Below are 19963 nucleotides of genomic sequence, written 5' to 3'. Positions count from 1 at the left end.
GCACCTGTATACAGGTATAGCTGCTATGCTCAAAAGAATGGGGAACAACATGCTTCGGACTAATCTTGCGGCGGCGTTCGCCGGCGTCGCTCTGCTTGCAACCGGCTCCCATGCCTATGCAGGCCCTGTCTTCGACGAGGTCGTTTCGACGGGCAAGCTCATCTGCCTCGTCAGCCCCAGCGCTCCGGGCTTTTCCGTTCCAGACAGCGCCGGCGTCTTCCAGGGCTTCAATGCCGACTTCTGCCGAATGGCGGCTGCCGCAATTCTCGGGGATGCCGGAAAGGCCGATATTCGCGGCATCGGCTTTTCCGATTCGCTGAAGAGCCTGGTCTCCCGCCAGGCGCACATGGCGTCCCGGTCGGTGACGGAAACCGGCACCCGGTCGGCCGATCCGGGCCTGTCCTTCGTCGCCACCACCTTCTACGACGGGCAAGGCTTCATGGTGCCAAAATCGCTGGGTGTGAAATCGGCGACCGAACTCAAGGGCGCGACGATCTGCGCCGAGGATGGTTCGACGACGCTGCTCAACATCGCCGACTGGTTCGCCGCCAAGGGGCTCGACTACAAAATCGAGAACATCGCCGACAAGACGGCCCGGTTGCAGGCGTTCTTCGCCGGCAAATGCGATGTCTACGCGTCGGACATGACGGCACTTGCTGCAGACCGTCACCTCGCGCAGAGCCCGGGTGACTACGAGCTCCTGCCCGAAGTCATCTCCGCCGAACCGCTCACGCTTGTCACCCAGCCGGATGAGGCGCTGGAAAAGGCCGTGCGCTGGGGCTTCGAAGTCATGCTGAACGCCGACGAGCTCGGCATCAATTCGGCAAATGCCGATGCGGCGATCGCCGATCTGGAGCGCCAGCCGAAAGCGGTCCAGCGGCTGTTTGCCAAGGATGGCGCAACCGCCGACATGGCCGCCAAGATGAAGCTGCCGGCCGATTGGGCCTATCAGGTGATCAAGCAGGTCGGCTCCTACGGCGAGGTTTTCGACCGGCATCTTGGCCCGTCGACACCGTTCAATCTCAAGCGCGAAGGCAGCCTGAACGCATCGGTGAGGAATGGTGGTCTGATGTATGCCTATCCGATACGCTGAGTTTTCGGTCTGAGGGAGTGGCAACGACGGTGGACGGCATGAGGCTCGATAGCGAAAGCGACGATCTCGTACCCATCCGGGCCACCGTCGATTGTCCCGGCGGCGGGCGGCTGATCACGCTCGGCGCACCCGGTCTTTCGATCGACCACCGTGGCAATTGCTGGATCGATCCGGAAGGCATCGAGCGGACCGTTGCGGCGTTGACTGACCGCAAAACGACGCTGTTTTTGGTGCTTCTGCGTGACGAGGATTGCCCTGCGGGTTTCAGGCTCATGCTGCGCCAGCAGATAAAGCGGGCAGGCATTGCCTTTGCGGCGCTGTCGATCGACGATTTCAAAGCACCGGGACCTGCTTGGGCTCGCGCCTTCAGGCGGTTGCGCGCCCGCGTCGCGTCAAGCCTGTCGGGCGATCGATCCGTCGCACTCTGCTGCAGCTTTGGCGCCGGCCGGAGCGGCACGGTGGCGACATACATTCTGTGTGAACGGGGCCTCAGTGTCGATGAGGCGCTCTTTCGAGTTCGCAGCCAGTTCCCCGAATCGATCGAAAGCCCTCATCAGGAAGCTTGGCTGCATGAGCAATTCACCGAGCGTGAAAGCGCCGGCCATACCACTGGAGGTCAAAGCGCGTGAGCTTGCCGCAAACATCGAGATCCGGTCTGCCCCGTTCGGAAGACATGCTGCAGGAACTGCGGTTCCGCATTTGCAACACTGCAACGGACATGCCGATCATGCTGCACGAGGGAAAGCTCGCGCAGGAGTTCGGCGTCAGTCGCACGCCGGTGCGGCAGGTGCTGCAGCGTCTCTCCTTTGAACGGTTGCTCGAGACGCGCTCGGGCGTCGGGACGGTCGTAACCGCGCTTGATCCCTTGCAACGCGACCTTCACTTTTCGATGCTGTCGGACATGTTGCGCCTCTGCAGGCGGTGTTGCCGCACGGATCATTCGATGCCGGCGCGCATGCAGATTGCTGCAGTCGTCGAGCTGTCGGCCAACCCCGGCAGCGATCGACTTGCAAGCTACTTCGCCATTCGCACCCAATTGCTCGAGCTGACGTCAGGGCTGGTCGAGGACCCGATCGTCGCCGAAGCGCTCTCGGCCCTGCATTGGCGGGTCATCCGCTGGCACATGCAGGCGGCGCGCGCCGACCTGGACACTGCTTTTCGTGCGCTCAGCGGCGTGGTTACGCGGCTTGCAGCCACCAGTTCACCCGCCGACCTGCTCGAATGCCTCGCGGCAGAAGCGGCGCCGCGCGCATGACCTCGCCTCGCGCATGCGACATGCGGGCGGTGCACCTGCCCTCAGGGATCGCCGGAGAACTCTGGCTCGGCCCGATGCCAGGCCGGCTGCGGCCGTGGTCCGAAGATCTCGACAGGCTGCGCAAGCGGCAGATCTCGCTGGTCGTCAGCCTGACACCCGCAGCCGAGGTGGAAGCGAAGGCGCCGGACTATGCCGATGCCCTGGCGAGCGGGATCGGTATCGACGTGGCGCGCTTTGCGATCGCTGATTTCGGCGTGCCGGACGACGAGGACGGGCTATTGACCGTTGTCGAGCGCGCAGCCGGAAGCCTGACAGCGGGCGCGCGGGTTTTCGTTCATTGCGCGGCGGGGATTGGCCGTACCGGTACAGTCGCCACCTGTATCCTGCTTGCTCTGGGCATGAGGCAGGCCGATGCGGCAAGGCTGGTTGCCGCCGCCGGGTCCGGCCCCGAGACCGAAGGGCAGAGAGATCTGGTTGGCCGTGTTGCAGAATCGATGGCAGAGCGAGCATCGGCCCGACCGGCCAATGCGGAGGCGCGAGACTGATGCCTCCCTTCCTCACCCCACAACCAGCGCCGAAACTGCCGTCGCGCATTTCGTGGATGGATCTCGCCGCCGCGCTCGCGCTCGCGCTGGTGCTTGTTCTCGTGGCGTTCAACATTTACGCGAACATGGCGACGGCGGGCATCCAGCCGGGTTTCTCGTTTCTCACTCAGCAGGCAGGCTTCGATCTGAGTGAAAGCCTGATTGCCTATGGCGCCAGCGACAGCTATCTGCGCGCGATCACGGCGGGCTTGCTGAACACGATCGCGGTCGCCGTCGCCAGTCTCGCCGTCGCCTGTGCGGTCGGACTGCTGGTCGGCCTCCTCAGCGTCAGTGCTTCGCGTCCGGCACGCATGCTTGCGCACGCCTATGTGGAGGTATTTCGCAACCTGCCGAAAATTCTCGTGCTGCTGGTGATCTTTGTTGCGGCCGTCAACGGCCTGCCCGCGATCCGGCAGGCGATCACGCTCGGCCCGCTGACGATTTCCAATCGGGCGATCTATTTCCCCTGGCTCGCCGAGGACCCGCGCAACAGCCGCTGGCTCATTGCCTGCCTTGTCGCCGTTCCCGCGGCTTGCGCGCTGTGGATGGGGCATGTGTCGCGACGACAGGCGCGGGATGGCGTGCGCGGCACGGTGATCCCCATGCTGCTGGCCTTCTCGGTGATCATCCCCACGGGTCTTGCCGTGGTTCTAGGCGCGCCCTTGGGTTTGTCGACGCCCAGCCTGGAAGGCTTCTCCATCAACGGAGGTGCCGCCTTCTCGATCCAGTTCTGCACCGTGGCGGTGGCACTGGGGCTCTACCATGGCGCACAGATCGCCGAAGTGTTGCGCGGAGGCATCGAGGCCGTGCCGATCGGGCAGATCGAGGCGGCCGCCGCACTCGGCCTGAAACGCGGGCGCATCACCCGTCTTGTCGTGCTGCCGCAGGTCATGCGCACCGTCATCCCGCCGCTCAACAACCAGTTCGTCAATCTGCTCAAGAACACGTCGATCTCGATTGCCGTCGGTTATTCGGACCTGATGTCGGTTGCCGGCACCACGATCAACCAGACATTTCGACCGTTGGAGACCATGCTGATGACCATGTCGATCTATCTTGTTCTCTGCCTCCTGCTCGCCGGTGCGCTCAACCACTGGAGCGCTCGCATTCGCGCCCGGGAAGGACGCGCGGCGCGATGACTGTCGACATGTCCCTCACTCGCAGCTGGCGCAGCCGCTGCCGTGCCCATTGGAGGCGGCTACCGGCTCAGCTTCCATCGGCCCTGCTGTCGCTCGTTTGCTTGACGCTTGCGCTCTCCGTCGCCTGGATTCTGTTCGACTGGCTTCTCGTGTCGGCAGTGGCGCCGTGGGCGCCTGCGGGTTCGTGTGCAGCCTCAAGTGGCGCCTGCTGGCCGTTCTGGGCCGAAAAGACGCGCTTCATCCTCTTCGGCACCTACCCGTTCGACCTGCAGTGGCGTGCGATGGTGGTGTGCGTGCTGCTGCTTTCTTTGTCCGTGGCCACAGGCCAGATGGCGGTCCGGGGCAAGTGGCCGGATATGCGTCTGTTCGGCGGCATCTGGCTTGCCGGCATGGCCGCAAGCTTCGTGCTGATGGGCGGTGGCGTCGGTGGTCTCATCCCAGTTGATCCGACCCGCTGGAACGGTCTGCCGATCCTGCTCATTCTATCGGCGATTGCCCTTGTCCTTGCCCTGCCGATCGGCGTCATGCTCGCGCTGGCGCGCTACCAGACGCGTCACCTGTTCCTGCAGCGCGCCGCCGCCACCTATATCGAGGTCATGCGCGGCGTGCCGATGGTGACGCTGCTCTTCGTCGGTGTCTTCGTGCTGCCGCTCACGCTGCCGAAGGGGACATCGATCGATCCGATCCTGGCGGTGCTCGTCGCGCTCGTCTTCTTTCATGCGGCCTATTTTGCCGAAGACGTGCGAAGCGGGCTGATCTCGCTTCCGGCCGGCCAGCACGAGGCTGCATCGTCGCTTGGCCTTAGCTTCTGGCAAACGGCACGGCTGGTGCTCCTGCCCCAGGCTGTCGAACGATCGATGCCGGCGCTCGTCAACAGCACGATCGGCGCCTACAAGGACACGTCCTTGGTCGTCATCCTCGGCCTTCACGACCTGAGCGCGACCGCCCGCATGGCCTTCAGCGACGTGGCATGGGGCAATCAGGCGCTGGAGGCCTACGTGTTTGTCGGCCTGTGGTTCCTGCTGTCCTGCTCCTATCTTTCCTGGATTGGCCGCCGGCTCAGCGCCAGGGCTGCTGTGCGCGCACGCTAAGCCGATATGCGGCAACTGGCCTTGCCAGTCGCTTTTTGTTGCGGGCTATCTATCCAGCAACCCGAACTCCGAATATAGTTGTATCGTGCAACTATATTCGGAGGTGCCTTCGTGCCGAACACATCCGCCATCGGACCTGTGCGAGATGCCTCGCGGCAACTCGTCCGCGAACTCGGTTTCATGAACGCGTCGTTGGCCGGCACGGACCTGTCACCGTCTGCGGTTCACGCCCTGATCGAGATCGAGTCACAGGACGGGATTACGGCGCGCGCGCTCAGCGAGACCCTTCGCCTGGAAAAATCGAGTGTCAGCCGAATGCTGCGCAAGCTCGCTGTGTCCGGCGATATCGTCGAACTCCCGGGCGAACGCGACGGCCGGGAAAGAAGCCTCTCCCTGAGTGAAATGGGAAGAAGGCGGGTGGCGGCCATCCACGCCTTCGCCCATGGCCAGGTCGCAGAGGCCCTCGGCCGGCTCTCGCCCAGGGAATGCCGGGTCGTTATTGAAGGTCTTAGCCTCTATGCCCAGGCACTTGCCGCAAAAACAGAACGCGGCGTGGTCGCCTCTCCCATGCGCATCGCGAGTGGCTACCGGCCGGGGCTCATCGCCTGCGTGACACGCATGCACGCGCTCTATTACGCCCGGACCGTTGGTTTCGGCCAGCGCTTCGAAACCGTCGTTGCCGGTGGGCTGGCAGCGTTCTGCGATCGTCTTGAAAATCCTGAGAACGCCGTCTGGACCGCCATTTGCAATGACGAGATCGTTGGCTCCATTGCGATCGACGGGGAGGATCTCGGGCAAGGCATTGCGCATCTGCGCTGGTTCATCCTTGCCGATGGCGTGCGCGGCGGTGGGATCGGCCGTCGCCTGCTTTCCGCCGCGCTCGATTTTGTCGACGCCCATCAGTTCAAGGAAACGCAGCTCTGGACCTTCGCCGGGCTATCGGCGGCGCGCCACCTTTACGAGGCGCATGGCTTCGTCTGCGTCGAGGAGCGGTCAGGCACGCAATGGGGAAGCGAGGTGCTGGAGCAACGCTTCGTTAGGCTCCGTCCCTGACTGCAATGTTCCACGCATCGGGTGAGGAGGCTCAACGCCCCTCATCTCCCAGCGGGGCCGCTTCGTCCGCGATCGCCAGAAAGTTCGCAAGGGCTGCGTTCTGGTCGCCGCTGCGCCAGATTAGGCCGGTTTCGACGGTTGGCACGCGCCCGGACAAGGGCAGATAGGTCACGCCTTCCCTTTTAAGCCGCGTCATCGATTTCGGGACGAGTGCCACGCCCATCCCGGAGGCGACAAGGCCGATGATCGTCTGCATCTGAATCGCTTCCTGGAAGACGGCAAAGGGTGCGCGGTGTTCGGCGTAAAAGCCCGAAACGAGATCATGAAAAATCGGAGCCGACGGGCGCGGAAAAAGGATCAGCGGTGAGGCGAAGAAACGAGCCGGTTCAAGTGTCTGGTCGCAAAAGCCCTCGCGCATCGCCTCGATCCATGTCGACGGGACCACGGCGACCAGTGGCTCCTTGAGGACGGGACGATAGGTCAGCGTCCGGCTGAGTGCCGCGGACGGTGGCGCGATGACGAAGCCGAGATCGGCCTCGTCCCTCAGGAGCGCATCGATCTGCAGGTTGCTCGTTGCCTCCCGCAACGACAGTTCGACATGGGGGTGTGTCGCGCGGAAGCGGCTGACCAGGCTCGGAAGCAGGCTGTAGTCCACGGTGCTGACGAAACACAGGCGCAGGCGCCCGATTTCGCCGCGCGCGAGCTTGCGTGCCGTCTCGGGCAGAGCAGCGGCGTCTGCGAGCACGCCCCTGGCATGGGCGAGCCACTGTTCGCCGACCGAAGTGAGCTTTACGGAGCGTTTGGTGCGCTCGAAAAGCTGCAGTCCCAGTTCCTTTTCCAGGAGTTGGATCGACTGGCTGAGCGGCGGCTGCGTCATGTTCAGACGCTCTGCGGCGCGCCCGAAATGCAGTTCCTCGGCGACCGTCACGAATTGGCGAATCTGCCTCAATTCCATTCTGGTTCATTCATATGTATCGCGACCTAATTTGACGATATAAATATATTTCACAACTCACGATGCTGCCAATAGGGTTTTCTCCTAACGACACCAGGAGGCCGTTATGGCGCACAACGAACGATCCAGGCACATTACAGAAGGTATCGCCCGATCTCCGAACAGGGCGATGTTCTATGCCCTTGGCTACGAGAAGGCGGATTTTGACAAGCCGATGATCGGCATCGCCAATGGGCATTCGACGATCACGCCCTGCAATGCAGGGCTTCAGCCGCTTGCCGATGCGGCGGTCGCGGCCGTCAAGGCCGCAGGTGCCAATGCCCAAATCTTCGGGACGCCAACGATTTCGGACGGCATGTCGATGGGCACCGAGGGCATGAAGTACTCTCTCGTCTCGCGTGAGGTCATTGCCGATTGCGTGGAGACGACGGTGCAAGGCCAGTGGATGGACGGGGTGCTGGTGCTTGGCGGCTGCGACAAGAACATGCCGGGCGGCATGATCGGCATCCTGCGCGCCAATGTTCCCGCGATCTACGTCTACGGAGGCACCATCAAGCCTGGCCTTTGGAAGGGGCAGAGCTTGTCGGTGGTGTCCGCGTTCGAAGCCGTCGGCGCCTATATGGCCGGGAAGATGAGCAAGGAGGATTTTGACGGCATCGAGCGCAACGCCTGTCCGACGACAGGCTCCTGCGGCGGCATGTACACTGCCAACACGATGAGTTCTTCGTTCGAGGCGCTCGGCATGTCGCTGCTTTACTCCTCGAACATGGCCAATCCGGATCGCGAGAAGATCGATAGCACCGTTGATAGCGCGCGCGTTCTGGTCGATGCCGTCAGGAAGGGCATCAGGCCGCGAGATATCGTCACGCGCGAATCCATCGAGAATGCCGTCGCCCTGGTCATGGCGACCGGTGGGTCGACGAACGCCGTGCTGCATTATCTGGCGATCGCCCACGCCGCCGAAATCGATTGGACGCTCGACGATTTCGAGCGCATGCGGCGCCGGGTACCGGTGATCTGCGACCTGAAGCCCTCCGGCCGCTACATGGCGGTTGATCTCCACCGGGCGGGCGGCGTGCCGCAGGTCCTCAAGCTTTTGCTGAATGAAGGTCTTCTGCACGGCGAGTGCCTGACGATCACCGGCAGGAGCATCGCTGAAGAGCTTGCCTTGGTGCCGGACGAGCCGCGCGCCGACCAGGACGTCATCCGTCCGGTGCGTACGCCGCTTTATCGTCAGGGACACCTCGCGATCCTGAAGGGAAACCTCGCCGAAGGCGGGGCCGTGGCAAAGATCAGCGGCCTCAAGCAACCGGTTATCACCGGACGGGCGCAGGTGTTCGAAGACGAGCAGTCGGCGATGGACGCCATTCTTGCCGACCGGATCAAGCCCGGCGATATCGTCGTCCTGCGCTATCTCGGGCCGAAGGGTGGGCCCGGCATGCCGGAAATGCTCGCCCCAACGTCGGCGATCGTCGGACGCGGGCTCGGCGAAAGCGTTGGTCTCGTCACCGACGGTCGGTTTTCAGGCGGGACATGGGGGCTGGTGGTCGGTCACGTGACGCCGGAAGCCTTCGAAGGTGGGACCATAGCGCTTGTGGAGAATGGCGACCGGATCACCATCGACGCACATCGCCAGCTGCTGCAACTCGATGTTCCGCAAGAGGAGATCGCGCGACGGCGCGCCCTTTGGCAGCCGCCCGAACCGCGCTACCGGCGCGGCGTCCTTGCCAAGTATGCGGCCCTCGCCCGTCCGGCGAGTGAAGGCGCCGTCACTGGCTGACATTCTCTGTGACGCTTCCGAATAACAACAGCAGACATTTTCCAAAATATTGACATGGCCGGCGCGCGGGTGTATTTAAGAAAACATATAGTTTCCTATTTATCGAGCAAGCGCTCTCGCCCGGCAGAGCCGGGGAAAGGAATCAGCCGTGACCACGCTTCATGCCGTCGCCAGAAACGAGAGCCCCACGCCGGTCTCTTCGAGCGTTCAAACCATGGAACTGCCGCAGACACGTCCAATTGCGCCCGACATCGCCTCCGGGAGGAACACGTCGCGCCGGCGGTGGCTGCGCAACATCCTTGCTGCCTCCGTTGCGCTCGCGGCGACAGCCGGCGCTGCCGACTTCGGCTGGAGCTACTGGACGACGGGCCGGTTTCAGGTGTCGACAGACGATGCCTACGTGAAGGCCGACAGCACGACGATCGCGCCCAAAATTTCCGGCCATATCGCCGAGGTGTTCGTCAGCGACAACCAGCAGATCAAGGCGGGGCAGATCCTCGCCCGGATCGACGATCGCGACTTCAAGGTCAGCCTTGAGCAGGCTAAGGCCCAGGTCGAGGCTGCCGAGGCCAATATCGCCAACAAGCAGTCAGCACTCGCCGCCCAGCTCTCCGCGATCGAGGCAGCGAAGGCGACGGTCGAGGCGGACCAGGCCGACCAGACGTTCGCCGAACAGGACGACAAACGTTACGCGGAGCTTGCAAAGCAAGGTTTTGGCACCATCCAGAACGCCCAGCAGGCTTCTTCCCGCATCGCGGCTGCCCGCGCGGCCGTCACGCGAGACACGGCGGCGCTTGCCAATGCGGTCAAGCAGCTGGACGTCAACAAGGCCGAGATCGCCCAGGCAAAAGCCGCGCTCGATAGCGCGAGGGCGGCCGAAGACCAGGCGGAGCTCAACCTTTCCTACACGACGCTTGCCGCCCCGATCGACGGCGTTGTCGGCAACCGCACCTTGCGCGTCGGCCAGTATGTGCAGGCGGGGACCCAGCTGATGGCTGTGGTTCCGACCCATGAGGCCTACATCGTCGCCAATTACAAGGAGACGCAGCTTGCCGACGTTCATCCCGGACAGGCCGTGACGATCGAGGTCGATACGTTCCCAGGCCGCGTCTTTGCCGGACATGTCGACAGCATCTCGCCGGCGAGCGGCCAGGAGTTCGCATTGCTTCCGCCGGACAATGCCACGGGCAATTTCACCAAGGTGGTGCAGCGCATTCCGGTGAAGATCGTGCTCGATCACGATCAGCCCGTTTCCGTGGCGCTGAGGCCCGGCATGTCCGTTTATCCAAGCATCGACACCAAGCAGGCGGCAACCGAAGTGGCGGCCGCTGCGACACGCATAAACTGACGCCCTGGCCCCCAGGGCTTGCCACCGACGGCACGGCAGGAGGTTCGCATGTCCAGTACACAGCAAGCGGCTTTATCCGGATCGTCCGGCGGCGGCGTCAGCACCGCGGGCCAGCTCGACAGGGCCAGCACCACAGCCTGGATCGCCGTGCTCGCCAGCATGATCGGTGCGTTCATGGCGATCCTCAATATCCAGATCACCAATGCGTCGTTGCTGGATATCGAAGGGGGCATCGGCACGGGCGTCGATAACGGGGCATGGATATCGACCTCTTATCTGATCGGCGAAATCGTCGTCATTCCGCTGACCGACTACTTCAGCCGCGTCTTTTCTTTCCGCCGTTACATGCTGGCGAACGCCATCCTGTTTCCGCTGTTTTCCGCAGCCTGTGCCTTTGCCACGGACCTCGGCTCGATGATCGCGTTGCGCGGGCTGCAGGGCTTTGCCGGCGGCGTGCTGATCCCGATGGCTTTCACGATGGTGCTGACCCGGCTGCCCAGATCGCAGCAGCCACTCGGGCTGGCGCTGTTTGCACTGTCGGTCACTTTTGCACCGGCGATCGGACCGACGATCGGTGGTTACCTCACCGAGAACTATGGCTGGCAGTCGATCTTCTTCGTCAACGCCCCGCCAAGCCTGCTGATGGTCGTCGCTCTGTGGTTCACACTTGAGAAGATCCCCATGCAACTGCGGCTGCTGCGCGAGGGGGATTGGGCCGGCATCTTCACCATGGCGATCGGCCTGTCGGCGCTGCAGACCGTTCTTGAAGAAGGCAACAAGGACGACTGGTTCCAGTCACCGTTCATCGTCAAGCTTGCCTTGACGGCGGCGGTGTTCCTGATCGCTTTCGTCATCATCGAACTGACCGTGGCAAAGCCGCTCGTGCAGTTGCGGCTGCTCAGGCAGCGCAATTTCGGTGTCGGCGTTCTCGTCAACGTGCTCGTCGGCGTCGCCTTGTTCGGAACCGTCTACATCCTGCCGCAATATCTTGGACAGGTGCAGCGCTACAATGCTGAGCAGATCGGTCTGGTGCTGGCATGGACGGGTCTGCCGCAACTGCTCATCATTCCTCTGGTCCCCATGCTGATGAAGCGGTTTGACGCGCGTTACATCGGCTTCGTCGGCATCAGCATCTTTGCCGCCAGTTGTTTCATGAACACCAGCCTGTCACTCGACAGCGCCGGCGACCAGTTCTTCATTCCCAACATCGTGCGGGCGATCGGCCAGGCGCTGGTCTTGACGCCGATCTCGGTGATCACCACGGCCGGCATTGCACCGAGTGAAGCAGGCGCAGCCTCCGGCCTTTCGAACATGCTGCGCAATCTCGGCGGCGCGGTCGGAACGGCGACGCTGGCAACGGTGCTCACCAAACGCGAACAGTTCCATTCCAACATCATCGGTCAATCCGTGACGATTTACCGGGACGAAGTGCGCGACCGCATCAGCGACCTGACGCAACATTTCATGGCGCGTGGCGTGACCGACATCGCCGTTGCCCAGCACAAGGCGATCGCCACGATCGGCGCGACCATCCACCGACAGGCACTGATCCTCGGTTTCAGCGATACATTCGCGGTGATCGGCGTGGTGCTGGCGCTGGCCGCAGTGGCGTTGCTCTTTACCCGCAAGATCGTAGGTGGTGGCGGAGCAGGCGGCGCTCACTGAAGAAGCCGTAAGGCATCGACAACCAGGGAGATTGGACATGAGCAATACGCAGCCTGACCGCATTTATCTCGACGAACTCCACGTCGGGCAGCGCTTTTCCAGCCGGAGCCACGTGATCGACGAGGTGCAGATCAAGGCATTTGCCGCGCAATTCGATCCCCAGCCTTTTCATCTCGACGCGGCGGCCGCAACGCACACCCTCTTCAAGGGGCTTGCGGCAAGCGGCTGGCACACCGCAGCGATCACCATGCGCCTCAATGTCGAGAGCGGATTGCCCTTTGCCGGCGGCCTCATCGGCGCTGGCGGTGAAATCGGTTGGCCGGCGCCGACACGCCCTGGCGACAGCCTGCATGTGGAAAGCGAGGTGGTCGAGATCATCCCCTCGCGCTCGAAGCCTGACCGGGGCATCGCGGTTGTCGTCAGCAGAACGATCAACCAGCACGGCGAGGTGGTCCAGATCCTCAAGGCGAAGCTTGTCGTCGCACGCAAGCCGGTCGAAGAGATGACGCCATGGAACTGACGGCCACCACGATCCTTGTCGCGTTTGCCGGTGTCTTCCTGATCTGTTTCATGAAGGGCGCGTTCGGCGGCGGGTTTTCGATCATCGGCATCCCGCTCCTTTCGATCGTGATGGGCCCGGTGACAGCCGGCGGTCTGCTCGCTCCCCTGTTCGTGGCGATGGACCTTTACGCGCTTCGCTACTTCAAGCGCTCGACCTGGTCGCGGCCCGACCTCATATTGCTTCTGCCGGGGCTCGTTATCGGCATCGGTCTCGGCTACGTGCTTTTTCGATTTCTCAACCATCGCGCGATCGCGATCCTGATGGCCGCGATCACCTTGGCGTTTGTCGGCCTATGGCTTGCAAGGGGTGCCGCCGTAACAGTCCGCCAGCGCTCGGCGCCCAAGGCGGTTGCAGCCGGCCTGAGCTCGGGTATCACCACCATGGTCGCCCATTCCGGCGGACCACCGCTTGCGATGTACCTGCTGCCGCTTGGCCTCAGCAAGGAAGTTTATGCTGGAACGACGAGCCTGTTTTTCACCGTCGGCAATGCCACCAAGGCCCTGCCATGGCTGTTGCTGGTGAGGCCGACAGCCGAGCTCTGGACGCTGATGGTCATCTGTCTGCCTGCCATCCCCGGTGGCGTCTCGCTCGGCTGGCGGCTGCAGGGTGTGCTCGACCAGCGTCAGGTCTATCGGGCCTGTTATGCATTGCTGGTGCTGGTGGCCGTGAAGTTGATGTGGGACGGAATTTCGGGTTATCTCGCCTGAAGTGTCTCTTGCACATCCTCTCGCACCGCGTCAGGCCTCTGGATTTCCGCCGGCCTCGACCGTACTGTCATCCTTGACGCTGCGCACGGTCGCTGCCGGTCGAACGCCGGGGACAGGAAGAGCGAGCGAGGCGAAGATGCAAACGACCAGACAGTTGTAGATGATAGCAAACACCCGTCCGACATTTGCGCGGCCCGCTTATCTGGTTTTGGTCTGGTGCCTTTTGCTGCTGGTCGGGGCCGCGGTTCTCGGAATCTCCGAGCGCCAGGCGCTCGTTGCCGAACTCGAGCGCGAAAGTACGGCGCTTCATAGCCTTGCCTCTCAGCGCGCCGACCAACATGATGCGCATCTGACCGCGCTCTCGGCCGTGGCCGTCGCCTCCGAAGGACGCCGTCACGACCTGTTCCTGGATGTCGCCAGAACCATCACGCGGTTTTATCCACGCATCGATGAAGTGCAACTCGTGCCGCTCGACGTGGCGCAGGAGACCATCGGAACTATGGCGCTTTCGGCCACCACCGCAGAACTGGTCCGGCAGGCCGCACGAGGCTCGGACGGCCGCATCGCTCTCCTTGCTCATCCGGAGCGCCCGGAGCACTACATCATGATCAAGCGTAGTCCCAACACAGCCGAGGCGCGCTATGGCCTGATGCTGGGAATAGACGCATCGAAACTGATCGGCGACGGCGGACCGTTCTGGTCACGGCCAGGCGTCGCCGTGCGGCTATCGTTGCCGGATGGTCAGCCGCTCCTTCGCCCAGTCGCCCTGCCCGACGCGATCCGGTTTTCAAAGGCGCTGAGCAGCGCCTCCCAACCGCTTGCGCTTGAAACGGGAATGGAGATCGGGCTCTCCGACATGTTTCCGCCGCTGTCGGCTGGCCTGACCATTCTTGGGATCAGCCTTGCCTATCTGGCAGCACTTGCCGCCTGGCGCCAGCGTGCACGCACCCGCGTCGCGGTGCAGCAGGCGACGCTGAGCGCACTGGAATCCCGCCTCACCCACGCGTCACGCGTCAACGCCCTTGGCGAGATGGCAAGCGGCATGGCCCATGAGCTGACCCAGCCGCTGACGGCTATCCTGGCGCAGGCGCAGGCCGGGCGTCGGCTGCTTGCCCAAGGGCAGCATGCGGCGCTTGCCCCAGTGCTGGACGACAATGTCGCGCAGGCGCGCCGGGCATCCGCCATCCTGGAGCGGTTTCGCAACTGGTCGCATCCGCACACTGCCCCGCCGGCCGCCTTTGACCTGCGTATTGCGCTCTCCAACGTCAAGGCATTGCTGGAGCAGGAAGCGGGATCCCGTGGTGTCCAGCTCGAATTTCGAATTCCGGAGACGGCCGCGGTCGTCGTCGCCGATCCGGTGGAGATCGAGCAGGTCGCGTTCAATCTGGTCCGCAACGCGCTCGATGCCTTGGAAGGGCAGCAGCACGAAGGAGGGAAGGTCGTCGTCACTCTGGTTGACGAAGGCTCGACGATTGTTTTCGAGGTCTGCGACAACGGACCGGGTATCGCCCCCGACATCCGCCCCCGGCTGTTCACGCCGTTCACGACCACCCGATCCGGCGGGACGGGGCTTGGCCTGGCGCTCAGCCAGCGGCTGGTCGAGCGCGCAGGCGGCGACATTGCACTTGTCGAAACCGGGAGCGGCACAACGTTCCGCGTGGCGCTGCCGCGACGGGCCCAAGGTCAAGAGGCAGCCCGGTGAGCGTACCCGTCTACCTCGTCGACGACGACGATGCGGTTCGCCGCGCGCTGAGCCTGCTTTTGTCGACGGTTGGCATCAAGGTCACGGGCTTCGGTGACCCGCAGGCGTTTCTCGCGCAATTGCCGCGGCTTGATCCCGGCTGCCTGATCCTCGATATTCGCATGCCCGCCATTTCCGGCTTGAAGCTGCAGGAAAAGCTCACGGAGCGCTCGATCGACTGGCCGACGATCGTCATTTCCGGACATGGCGACATCGAGGCCTGCCGGCGGGCATTCCGCAATGGGGCGATCGACTTCCTGTCGAAACCCGTCGACGAGCAGGACCTGATCGATGCGATCCACAAGGGGCAGGACATGCTCGTTCGTGCGCTGCAAAGGCACGCGGAGAAGGCAGAGACGCTCGCCCTGTTGTCGACGTTGACGCAGCGTGAGCGCGAGGTCCTTGGGAGAATCGCGGCGGGCTTTACCACCCGCCAGATTGCCGAGGGGCTCGGCCTTTCGCCGCGCACGGTCGAGAGCCATCGCGCCGCCATCGGCGCCAAGCTCGGCAGCACCTCGCAGGCCGAATTGACACGCATCTGGCTCGAGGGTGCCGATACTCCGTAGAACTACGGATGCCGATGAAAGGCCTACGAATACCGATGGGACGCGAGGGCGAATAACCTTTCCATATCAACAGGAAAGGAACCCATTGATGATCCGCAATATCGTGCTTGCAGCAGCCCTTCTCGCCCCCGTCGCCGCCACGGCACAGGACCTGCCGACCGCCGCCTACCTGCCGCTCGAGATGGCCGTGAAGGCGGCTGACGCAGCGCTTAAGGCTTGCGCGGCCGAGGGCCACAATGTCAGCGTCGCGGTCGTCGCACGTGACGGTTCGACCAAGGTTCTCCTGAAGGCGGACAATTCCGGCCCGCACACCGGCAACAGTGCCCAGGGCAAGGCCTTTACCTCCGCAGCCATGGGCCGCGACACGGCTGGCCTCGGCGATTTCATCGCTTCCAAGCCCGCCAACGAAGGCCTTCGCGATATGGACGCCCGCATGGTGATCCAGGCCGGCGGCGTGCCGATCAAGTTCGGCAAGGCTCTGGTCGGCGGTATCGGCGTCGGCGGTGCACCGTCGGGCGACATCGACGCCACCTGCGCAACCGCGGGCCTTGCTGCGATCGGCGCGAAGTAAGTCGTGCTTTGAGAGGCCGCTGCCCTTGAAAAGCCGGCGGACCTCTCCATCTAAAGGCCACTACCCGTTTCGAGAGCCTTGACCGTTGCTGCCGCTGGCACGCGACGAGAGGTTCTCCGGGTCTGACAGGGCGCTCCCCGATCCGGGTCGAGCGCCCTGTTCATTTTGGCGACCGGCGGACATTTCCGCCAATCTGCCTACCATTTCTTGCTGAGCTTGAACGTGACAGTGCGGGCGTCGCCGTATCCGCAGACGAGGATCCCGCCGCATCCGCTGACATACTCCCTGTCGAAGAGGTTGGTGACGTTGAGCGCGGCACCCCAGTCGTTCTTCTCGTAACGCAGACCGGCATCGAAGACCGTGGATGACGGGACCTTCTGCGTGTTTTCCTTGTCCGCCCAGCTTTCGCCGCGGTAGCGAACGCCGGCGCCGATGCTCATGCCTTCAAAGACACCCTGCTGCACCGTGTAGTCGAGCCAGAGCGAGGCCTGCTTGTCGGGAACGAGATAGGGGGTCGTGCCGATCAGGTCCCGGTTCGTGTCCTCGGTCACTTCGAGATCGATGAACTCGAGGCCGGCGATCAGCTTCCAGCTTTCGTTGAGGTTGATCTTGCTTTCGAGCTCGATGCCGCGAGACCGCACCTCGCCCGTCTGCGTAGAGATGCTGGTCAAGGGGTCGGTGCCGAGCGCGTTGCGCTTGGTGAGCTGGTAGATCGATGCTGTAAGCACGCCGTCGAAGAACGTCGGTTCGTACTTGACGCCTGCTTCAAACTGCTCGCCTTCCTCCGGCTTGGTGTTGCCTGTCGCGGTCACTGCCACGACGGGGGTGAAGAACGTGGCCACACTGACATAGGGGGTCACGCCGTTGTCGAATTGATAAGCGAGGCCGGCGCGTCCGCTCACAGCGCCTTCGCTGTAGTCGAAGGTTGAGTTCTCGGTCGGCGACCAGAACGTCGGGCCGTTCTTCGTCCTCGTGTCGACGTAGTCGTAGCGCCCGTTGAGCGTCACAAGCCAGCCGTCGCCGAAGCGGATCTGGTCCTGGGCGTAGACGCCCAGCTGCTGCTGCGTGATCACCTGGTTGATGTATATGGCGTTGTCCGGCTGCGGTGCCCCATAGATCGGATTGGTCGCGCTGATCGGCGTCGCCGCTGAAGACGCTTGGACGTGGTCGAGACGATAGAGCTTGTAGTCCAGGCCGACGAGCAGAGTGTGATCGAGGGCGCCGGTTTCGAATTCGCCCTCAAGCCGGTTGTCGACGGCGAAGGTATCGACCTTGGACGTCGCCTCGAAGCCAAGCCGGTAGAGCTTGTTGTCCGGGGTTGTCGGCACGTTTGAAACCGGGAACGGCAGGCTCGCGTCGTAGTAGCCATAGGTATAGGGGCCGTTCTCGTGCTTGTAGAGATGGCCGTAGCGCAGGTTCTGGCTGAACTGCCAGCCGCTGTCGAACTCGTGCTTGACCTCATAACCCAGCATCTGCTGGACATAGGTGCCGGTATCGATATCCGGTTCGCCGAAAAAGGCCTTGCGATCGATCTTGCCGAAGGTCGCATCGACAACAGTGCCTTCATACGGCAGGAAGCTGCCCCCCGTATGGACCTGGTCGAGGCCCTGCAACAGTCCGTAAACGGTCAGGCTGGTCGCGTCGTCCGGCTGGTAGGTGATTTGCGGCAGGACGAAGCCGCGCAGATCCTCCGAATGGTCGGTGTAGTTGTCGCCGCCCGACACCTTGCCGGTGACGCGGTAGTTGATCGCGTCGGTCAGCGGCTGGTTCACGTCGATGCCGACAAAGGCATTGCCGTTGCTGTTGATGCCAGTTTCGGCGTAGGTGAAGCTCTCATCGAGCGGCCGCTTGCTGACGAGGCTGACGATACCGCCCGGATCGGCGCCACCGTAAAGTACGGAGGCAGGTCCCTTCAGGACCTCGATGCGCTCCAGCATGAAGGGATCCACCTGGAAGCCGCCGAACCCGTAGGAAAACAGGTTGAGGCCGTCGAGATAGACGCCGGTTTGCGTCGCGTCGAAGCCGCGGATGTAGAACCAGTCCGTGTCCGGGTCGACGCCGAAGGGCTCGGCCATGACGCCGGGGGTATAACGAAGCGCTTCGTCGATCTTGTTGACTACGCCACGGTCGTCCAGTTCCTCGCGGCCGATGACCGAGACGCTCTGCGGCACCTCTGCGATCGGCGTTGCGGTTTTCGAACCGGTCGTCGTCGCCTTGGCGACATAACCGTCGACTGGGCCGGTCGCGTCGGTCTCGGACCTGGAACCGGCTACCTCGATCTTTTCCAGTTGCGTCGCTGGCGCATCCTGTGCGCTTGCCGTCCCTGCGGCCAGCATTGCAATGCAGGCGACCCCGCCTGCCAGCCATTCCATCAATCGCGCCGCCTTGCCATTCACCATCATTGCCTTGTCGCCCCACGCCGATCCAATGCGCGCCCTGCCTGGCCGACGCGGTTTTGGTCCCTTGATAAGGTGAGTGTTTATATCAAGTATTTCGGCAACTCTTGTCGCGATCTGCGGAAATTGAACGTTCCTGGGCTATTCACAGCGAGCAGCGGCCCATCGCGCCAGACTTTGCTCAGAGCATCTGCCGACGCCTCCACATCGCCGGCGTCGTGCCGACGACCTTGCGGAAGACACGTGTGAAATGCGCCTGATCCGAGAATCCGGTCTCGGCTGCGATGGCGGTCAGCGGCGCGTCACCCGTGAGGACGAGCCTCTTCGCCTTTTCGATCCGGCGATTGGTTTGCCACTGGTGTGGGGCCATGCCGGTCGCCGCTTTGAAGGCGTGGCTGAAATGCGATTGAGACAGGCCGGCGAGCGCGGCAAGCTCCTCAAGGCGGATGTTGCGGCTGCTGTTTTCGTCGATGTAGTCGACGGCGCGCCGCAACTGCCAGCTCGCAAGCGGGCTGCGCTTGCGCCCATCGTTGCGATTGAGCTTCATCAGATCGATGAACAATGCCAGCGTCAGCCCGTCGCCATAGAGGTCGTGCAACGGCTGCGGGTTGAGGCATTCGGCAGCGATCAGTCGCGCCAACTGCAGAAATCGATCGTCCTCAAACATCAGCCGCGGCGTGTCGCAACGGCCGGCGTCGAGGTCCTCCATCAGCCGCCGACTGAGGATGTCGATATTGAAATGCAGGTCAAGGTGGCGGATGTAGCTGACATCCACGACATCTGCCCAGATCTCCATGCCCGCGGGAATGTAGGAGAGGACGCGCTGATGGCCGCTATTTACCGTGCCGCGGCTGTCAGGAGAAAGTCTGACATTGCAACGGCTGCCGCCTTGGGCGTCGAGGACGATGAACATGCGGGGATCGTCGGAGACGTAGTGCCCCCCTGCCCGCGCCTCGCATTCGACGTCCCAGACGTCGGCGATGATGCCATTCCATTCTCGGCGGTTGAGGCCGCCCAGCACCTTGAAGCCGGAAATCCTGTTGTGCATTCGCGGCTGAAACGACATCGACGCCTGTCCATTACTCGATGACGAGGCGGCATGCCTCAACCATAATCCTTCCTCTATTACTCATCTTTAATGTTCGACGGAAGCCCGGAAAATGTCCGACCCGCGTTAAACGGAGAGAAACGCACACTGGTTCGGACGGCCTTGCCGCCCGAACCAGTTCTGGCGCCGTCAGAACCGGACGCGGGCGCCGACCTTGGCGCCGGCCGATTTCGAGCCGTCGCCCTCGATGTTGAAGAGCAGCGAGAAGTCGAGGTCCCAATTGTCGTTGTTGCTGAGCGCAAGCCCGGCCGAGACCCGGCCGAACAGGCCTTCGCCGTCGAGCGACGCAAAGCCGACATCGGCGCCGACCGTCGGCGACAGGATCAGCCCGTTTTCCAGCTCCAGCGTG

The 19963-nt window shown here is 63.1% G+C and carries 19 protein-coding genes; 15 read left to right on the top strand and 4 right to left on the bottom strand.

Features of this window, described 5'->3' with window-relative positions:
* The first annotated feature begins 49 nt into the window (after positions 1-49).
* The 7 genes from VGO12_RS14940 to VGO12_RS14910 all read left to right on the top strand — a co-directional run bounded on the left by VGO12_RS14940 (position 50) and on the right by VGO12_RS14910 (position 6215).
* Complete coding sequence (locus VGO12_RS14940) at positions 50-1093, top strand: transporter substrate-binding domain-containing protein (RefSeq protein ID WP_327513533.1); 1044 nt, start codon at positions 50-52, stop codon at positions 1091-1093.
* 38 nt (positions 1094-1131) lie between these two features.
* Positions 1132-1722, top strand: coding sequence for a hypothetical protein (locus tag VGO12_RS14935; protein ID WP_327513532.1), 591 nt, complete (start codon positions 1132-1134; stop codon positions 1720-1722).
* Positions 1719-2348, top strand: coding sequence for a GntR family transcriptional regulator (locus VGO12_RS14930; RefSeq protein WP_327513531.1), 630 nt, complete (start codon positions 1719-1721; stop codon positions 2346-2348). The genes VGO12_RS14935 and VGO12_RS14930 overlap by 4 nt, the downstream gene beginning before the upstream one ends.
* Positions 2345-2893 (top strand): protein-tyrosine phosphatase family protein, encoded by a 549-nt coding sequence (locus VGO12_RS14925; protein ID WP_327513530.1) that lies wholly within the window; start codon positions 2345-2347, stop codon positions 2891-2893. Before VGO12_RS14930 ends, VGO12_RS14925 begins: the two co-directional genes overlap by 4 nt.
* Complete coding sequence (locus VGO12_RS14920; protein ID WP_327513529.1) at positions 2893-4071, top strand: ABC transporter permease subunit; 1179 nt, start codon at positions 2893-2895, stop codon at positions 4069-4071. Before VGO12_RS14925 ends, VGO12_RS14920 begins: the two co-directional genes overlap by 1 nt.
* A gap of 8 nt (positions 4072-4079) precedes the next feature.
* On the top strand, positions 4080-5162 hold the full coding sequence (locus VGO12_RS14915) for an amino acid ABC transporter permease (protein ID WP_327513528.1): 1083 nt from the start codon (positions 4080-4082) through the stop codon (positions 5160-5162).
* 111 nt (positions 5163-5273) lie between these two features.
* The gene (locus VGO12_RS14910; RefSeq protein WP_327513527.1) at positions 5274-6215 is read left to right on the top strand and encodes a bifunctional helix-turn-helix transcriptional regulator/GNAT family N-acetyltransferase; all 942 of its coding nucleotides are present in this window, start codon (positions 5274-5276) and stop codon (positions 6213-6215) included.
* Positions 6216-6246: 31 nt separating this feature from the next.
* On the opposite strand, the gene VGO12_RS14905 is transcribed toward VGO12_RS14910, so the two are convergent.
* Positions 6247-7170, bottom strand: coding sequence for a LysR family transcriptional regulator (locus VGO12_RS14905; RefSeq protein WP_327513526.1), 924 nt, complete (start codon positions 7168-7170; stop codon positions 6247-6249).
* A gap of 106 nt (positions 7171-7276) precedes the next feature.
* Here VGO12_RS14905 and ilvD point away from each other — a divergent pair, with 106 nt between their 5' ends.
* The 8 genes from ilvD (at position 7277) to VGO12_RS14865 (ending at position 16110) form a co-directional block, all read left to right on the top strand.
* Complete coding sequence (ilvD, locus tag VGO12_RS14900) at positions 7277-8950, top strand: dihydroxy-acid dehydratase (protein WP_327513525.1); 1674 nt, start codon at positions 7277-7279, stop codon at positions 8948-8950.
* 148 nt (positions 8951-9098) lie between these two features.
* Positions 9099-10298 carry an HlyD family secretion protein gene (locus VGO12_RS14895; RefSeq protein ID WP_327513524.1) on the top strand — a complete coding sequence of 400 codons (1200 nt, stop codon included), beginning with the start codon at positions 9099-9101 and terminating at the stop codon, positions 10296-10298.
* Positions 10299-10346: 48 nt separating this feature from the next.
* Positions 10347-11963, top strand: coding sequence for a DHA2 family efflux MFS transporter permease subunit (locus VGO12_RS14890; protein WP_327513523.1), 1617 nt, complete (start codon positions 10347-10349; stop codon positions 11961-11963).
* 37 nt (positions 11964-12000) lie between these two features.
* Positions 12001-12483 (top strand): MaoC family dehydratase, encoded by a 483-nt coding sequence (locus VGO12_RS14885; protein ID WP_327513522.1) that lies wholly within the window; start codon positions 12001-12003, stop codon positions 12481-12483.
* Positions 12474-13232 carry a sulfite exporter TauE/SafE family protein gene (locus VGO12_RS14880; protein ID WP_327513521.1) on the top strand — a complete coding sequence of 253 codons (759 nt, stop codon included), beginning with the start codon at positions 12474-12476 and terminating at the stop codon, positions 13230-13232. The genes VGO12_RS14885 and VGO12_RS14880 overlap by 10 nt, the downstream gene beginning before the upstream one ends.
* 160 nt (positions 13233-13392) lie before the next feature.
* Positions 13393-14934 carry a sensor histidine kinase gene (locus tag VGO12_RS14875; RefSeq protein ID WP_327513520.1) on the top strand — a complete coding sequence of 514 codons (1542 nt, stop codon included), beginning with the start codon at positions 13393-13395 and terminating at the stop codon, positions 14932-14934.
* Positions 14931-15539 carry a response regulator transcription factor gene (locus VGO12_RS14870; RefSeq protein WP_327513519.1) on the top strand — a complete coding sequence of 203 codons (609 nt, stop codon included), beginning with the start codon at positions 14931-14933 and terminating at the stop codon, positions 15537-15539. Before VGO12_RS14875 ends, VGO12_RS14870 begins: the two co-directional genes overlap by 4 nt.
* An 88-nt stretch (positions 15540-15627) precedes the next feature.
* Complete coding sequence (locus VGO12_RS14865) at positions 15628-16110, top strand: GlcG/HbpS family heme-binding protein (protein ID WP_327513518.1); 483 nt, start codon at positions 15628-15630, stop codon at positions 16108-16110.
* Between the two features lie 197 nt (positions 16111-16307).
* On the opposite strand, the gene VGO12_RS14860 is transcribed toward VGO12_RS14865, so the two are convergent.
* The 3 genes from VGO12_RS14860 to VGO12_RS14850 all read right to left on the bottom strand — a co-directional run.
* Entirely contained in the window at positions 16308-18512 is a 2205-nt protein-coding gene (locus VGO12_RS14860) for a TonB-dependent siderophore receptor (protein WP_327513517.1), read from the bottom strand.
* Between the two features lie 175 nt (positions 18513-18687).
* Positions 18688-19572, bottom strand: coding sequence for an AraC family transcriptional regulator (locus VGO12_RS14855; protein WP_327513516.1), 885 nt, complete (start codon positions 19570-19572; stop codon positions 18688-18690).
* A gap of 171 nt (positions 19573-19743) precedes the next feature.
* The coding region (locus VGO12_RS14850) for a hypothetical protein (RefSeq protein WP_327513515.1) at positions 19744-19963 on the bottom strand (220 nt) is incomplete at its 5' end.

Origin of the sequence: Ensifer sp. (assembly GCF_035999135.1) — a bacterium.
Taxonomy (GTDB): Bacteria; Pseudomonadota; Alphaproteobacteria; order Rhizobiales; family Rhizobiaceae; genus Ensifer.
This window is presented reverse-complemented; position numbering and strand designations above follow the sequence as displayed.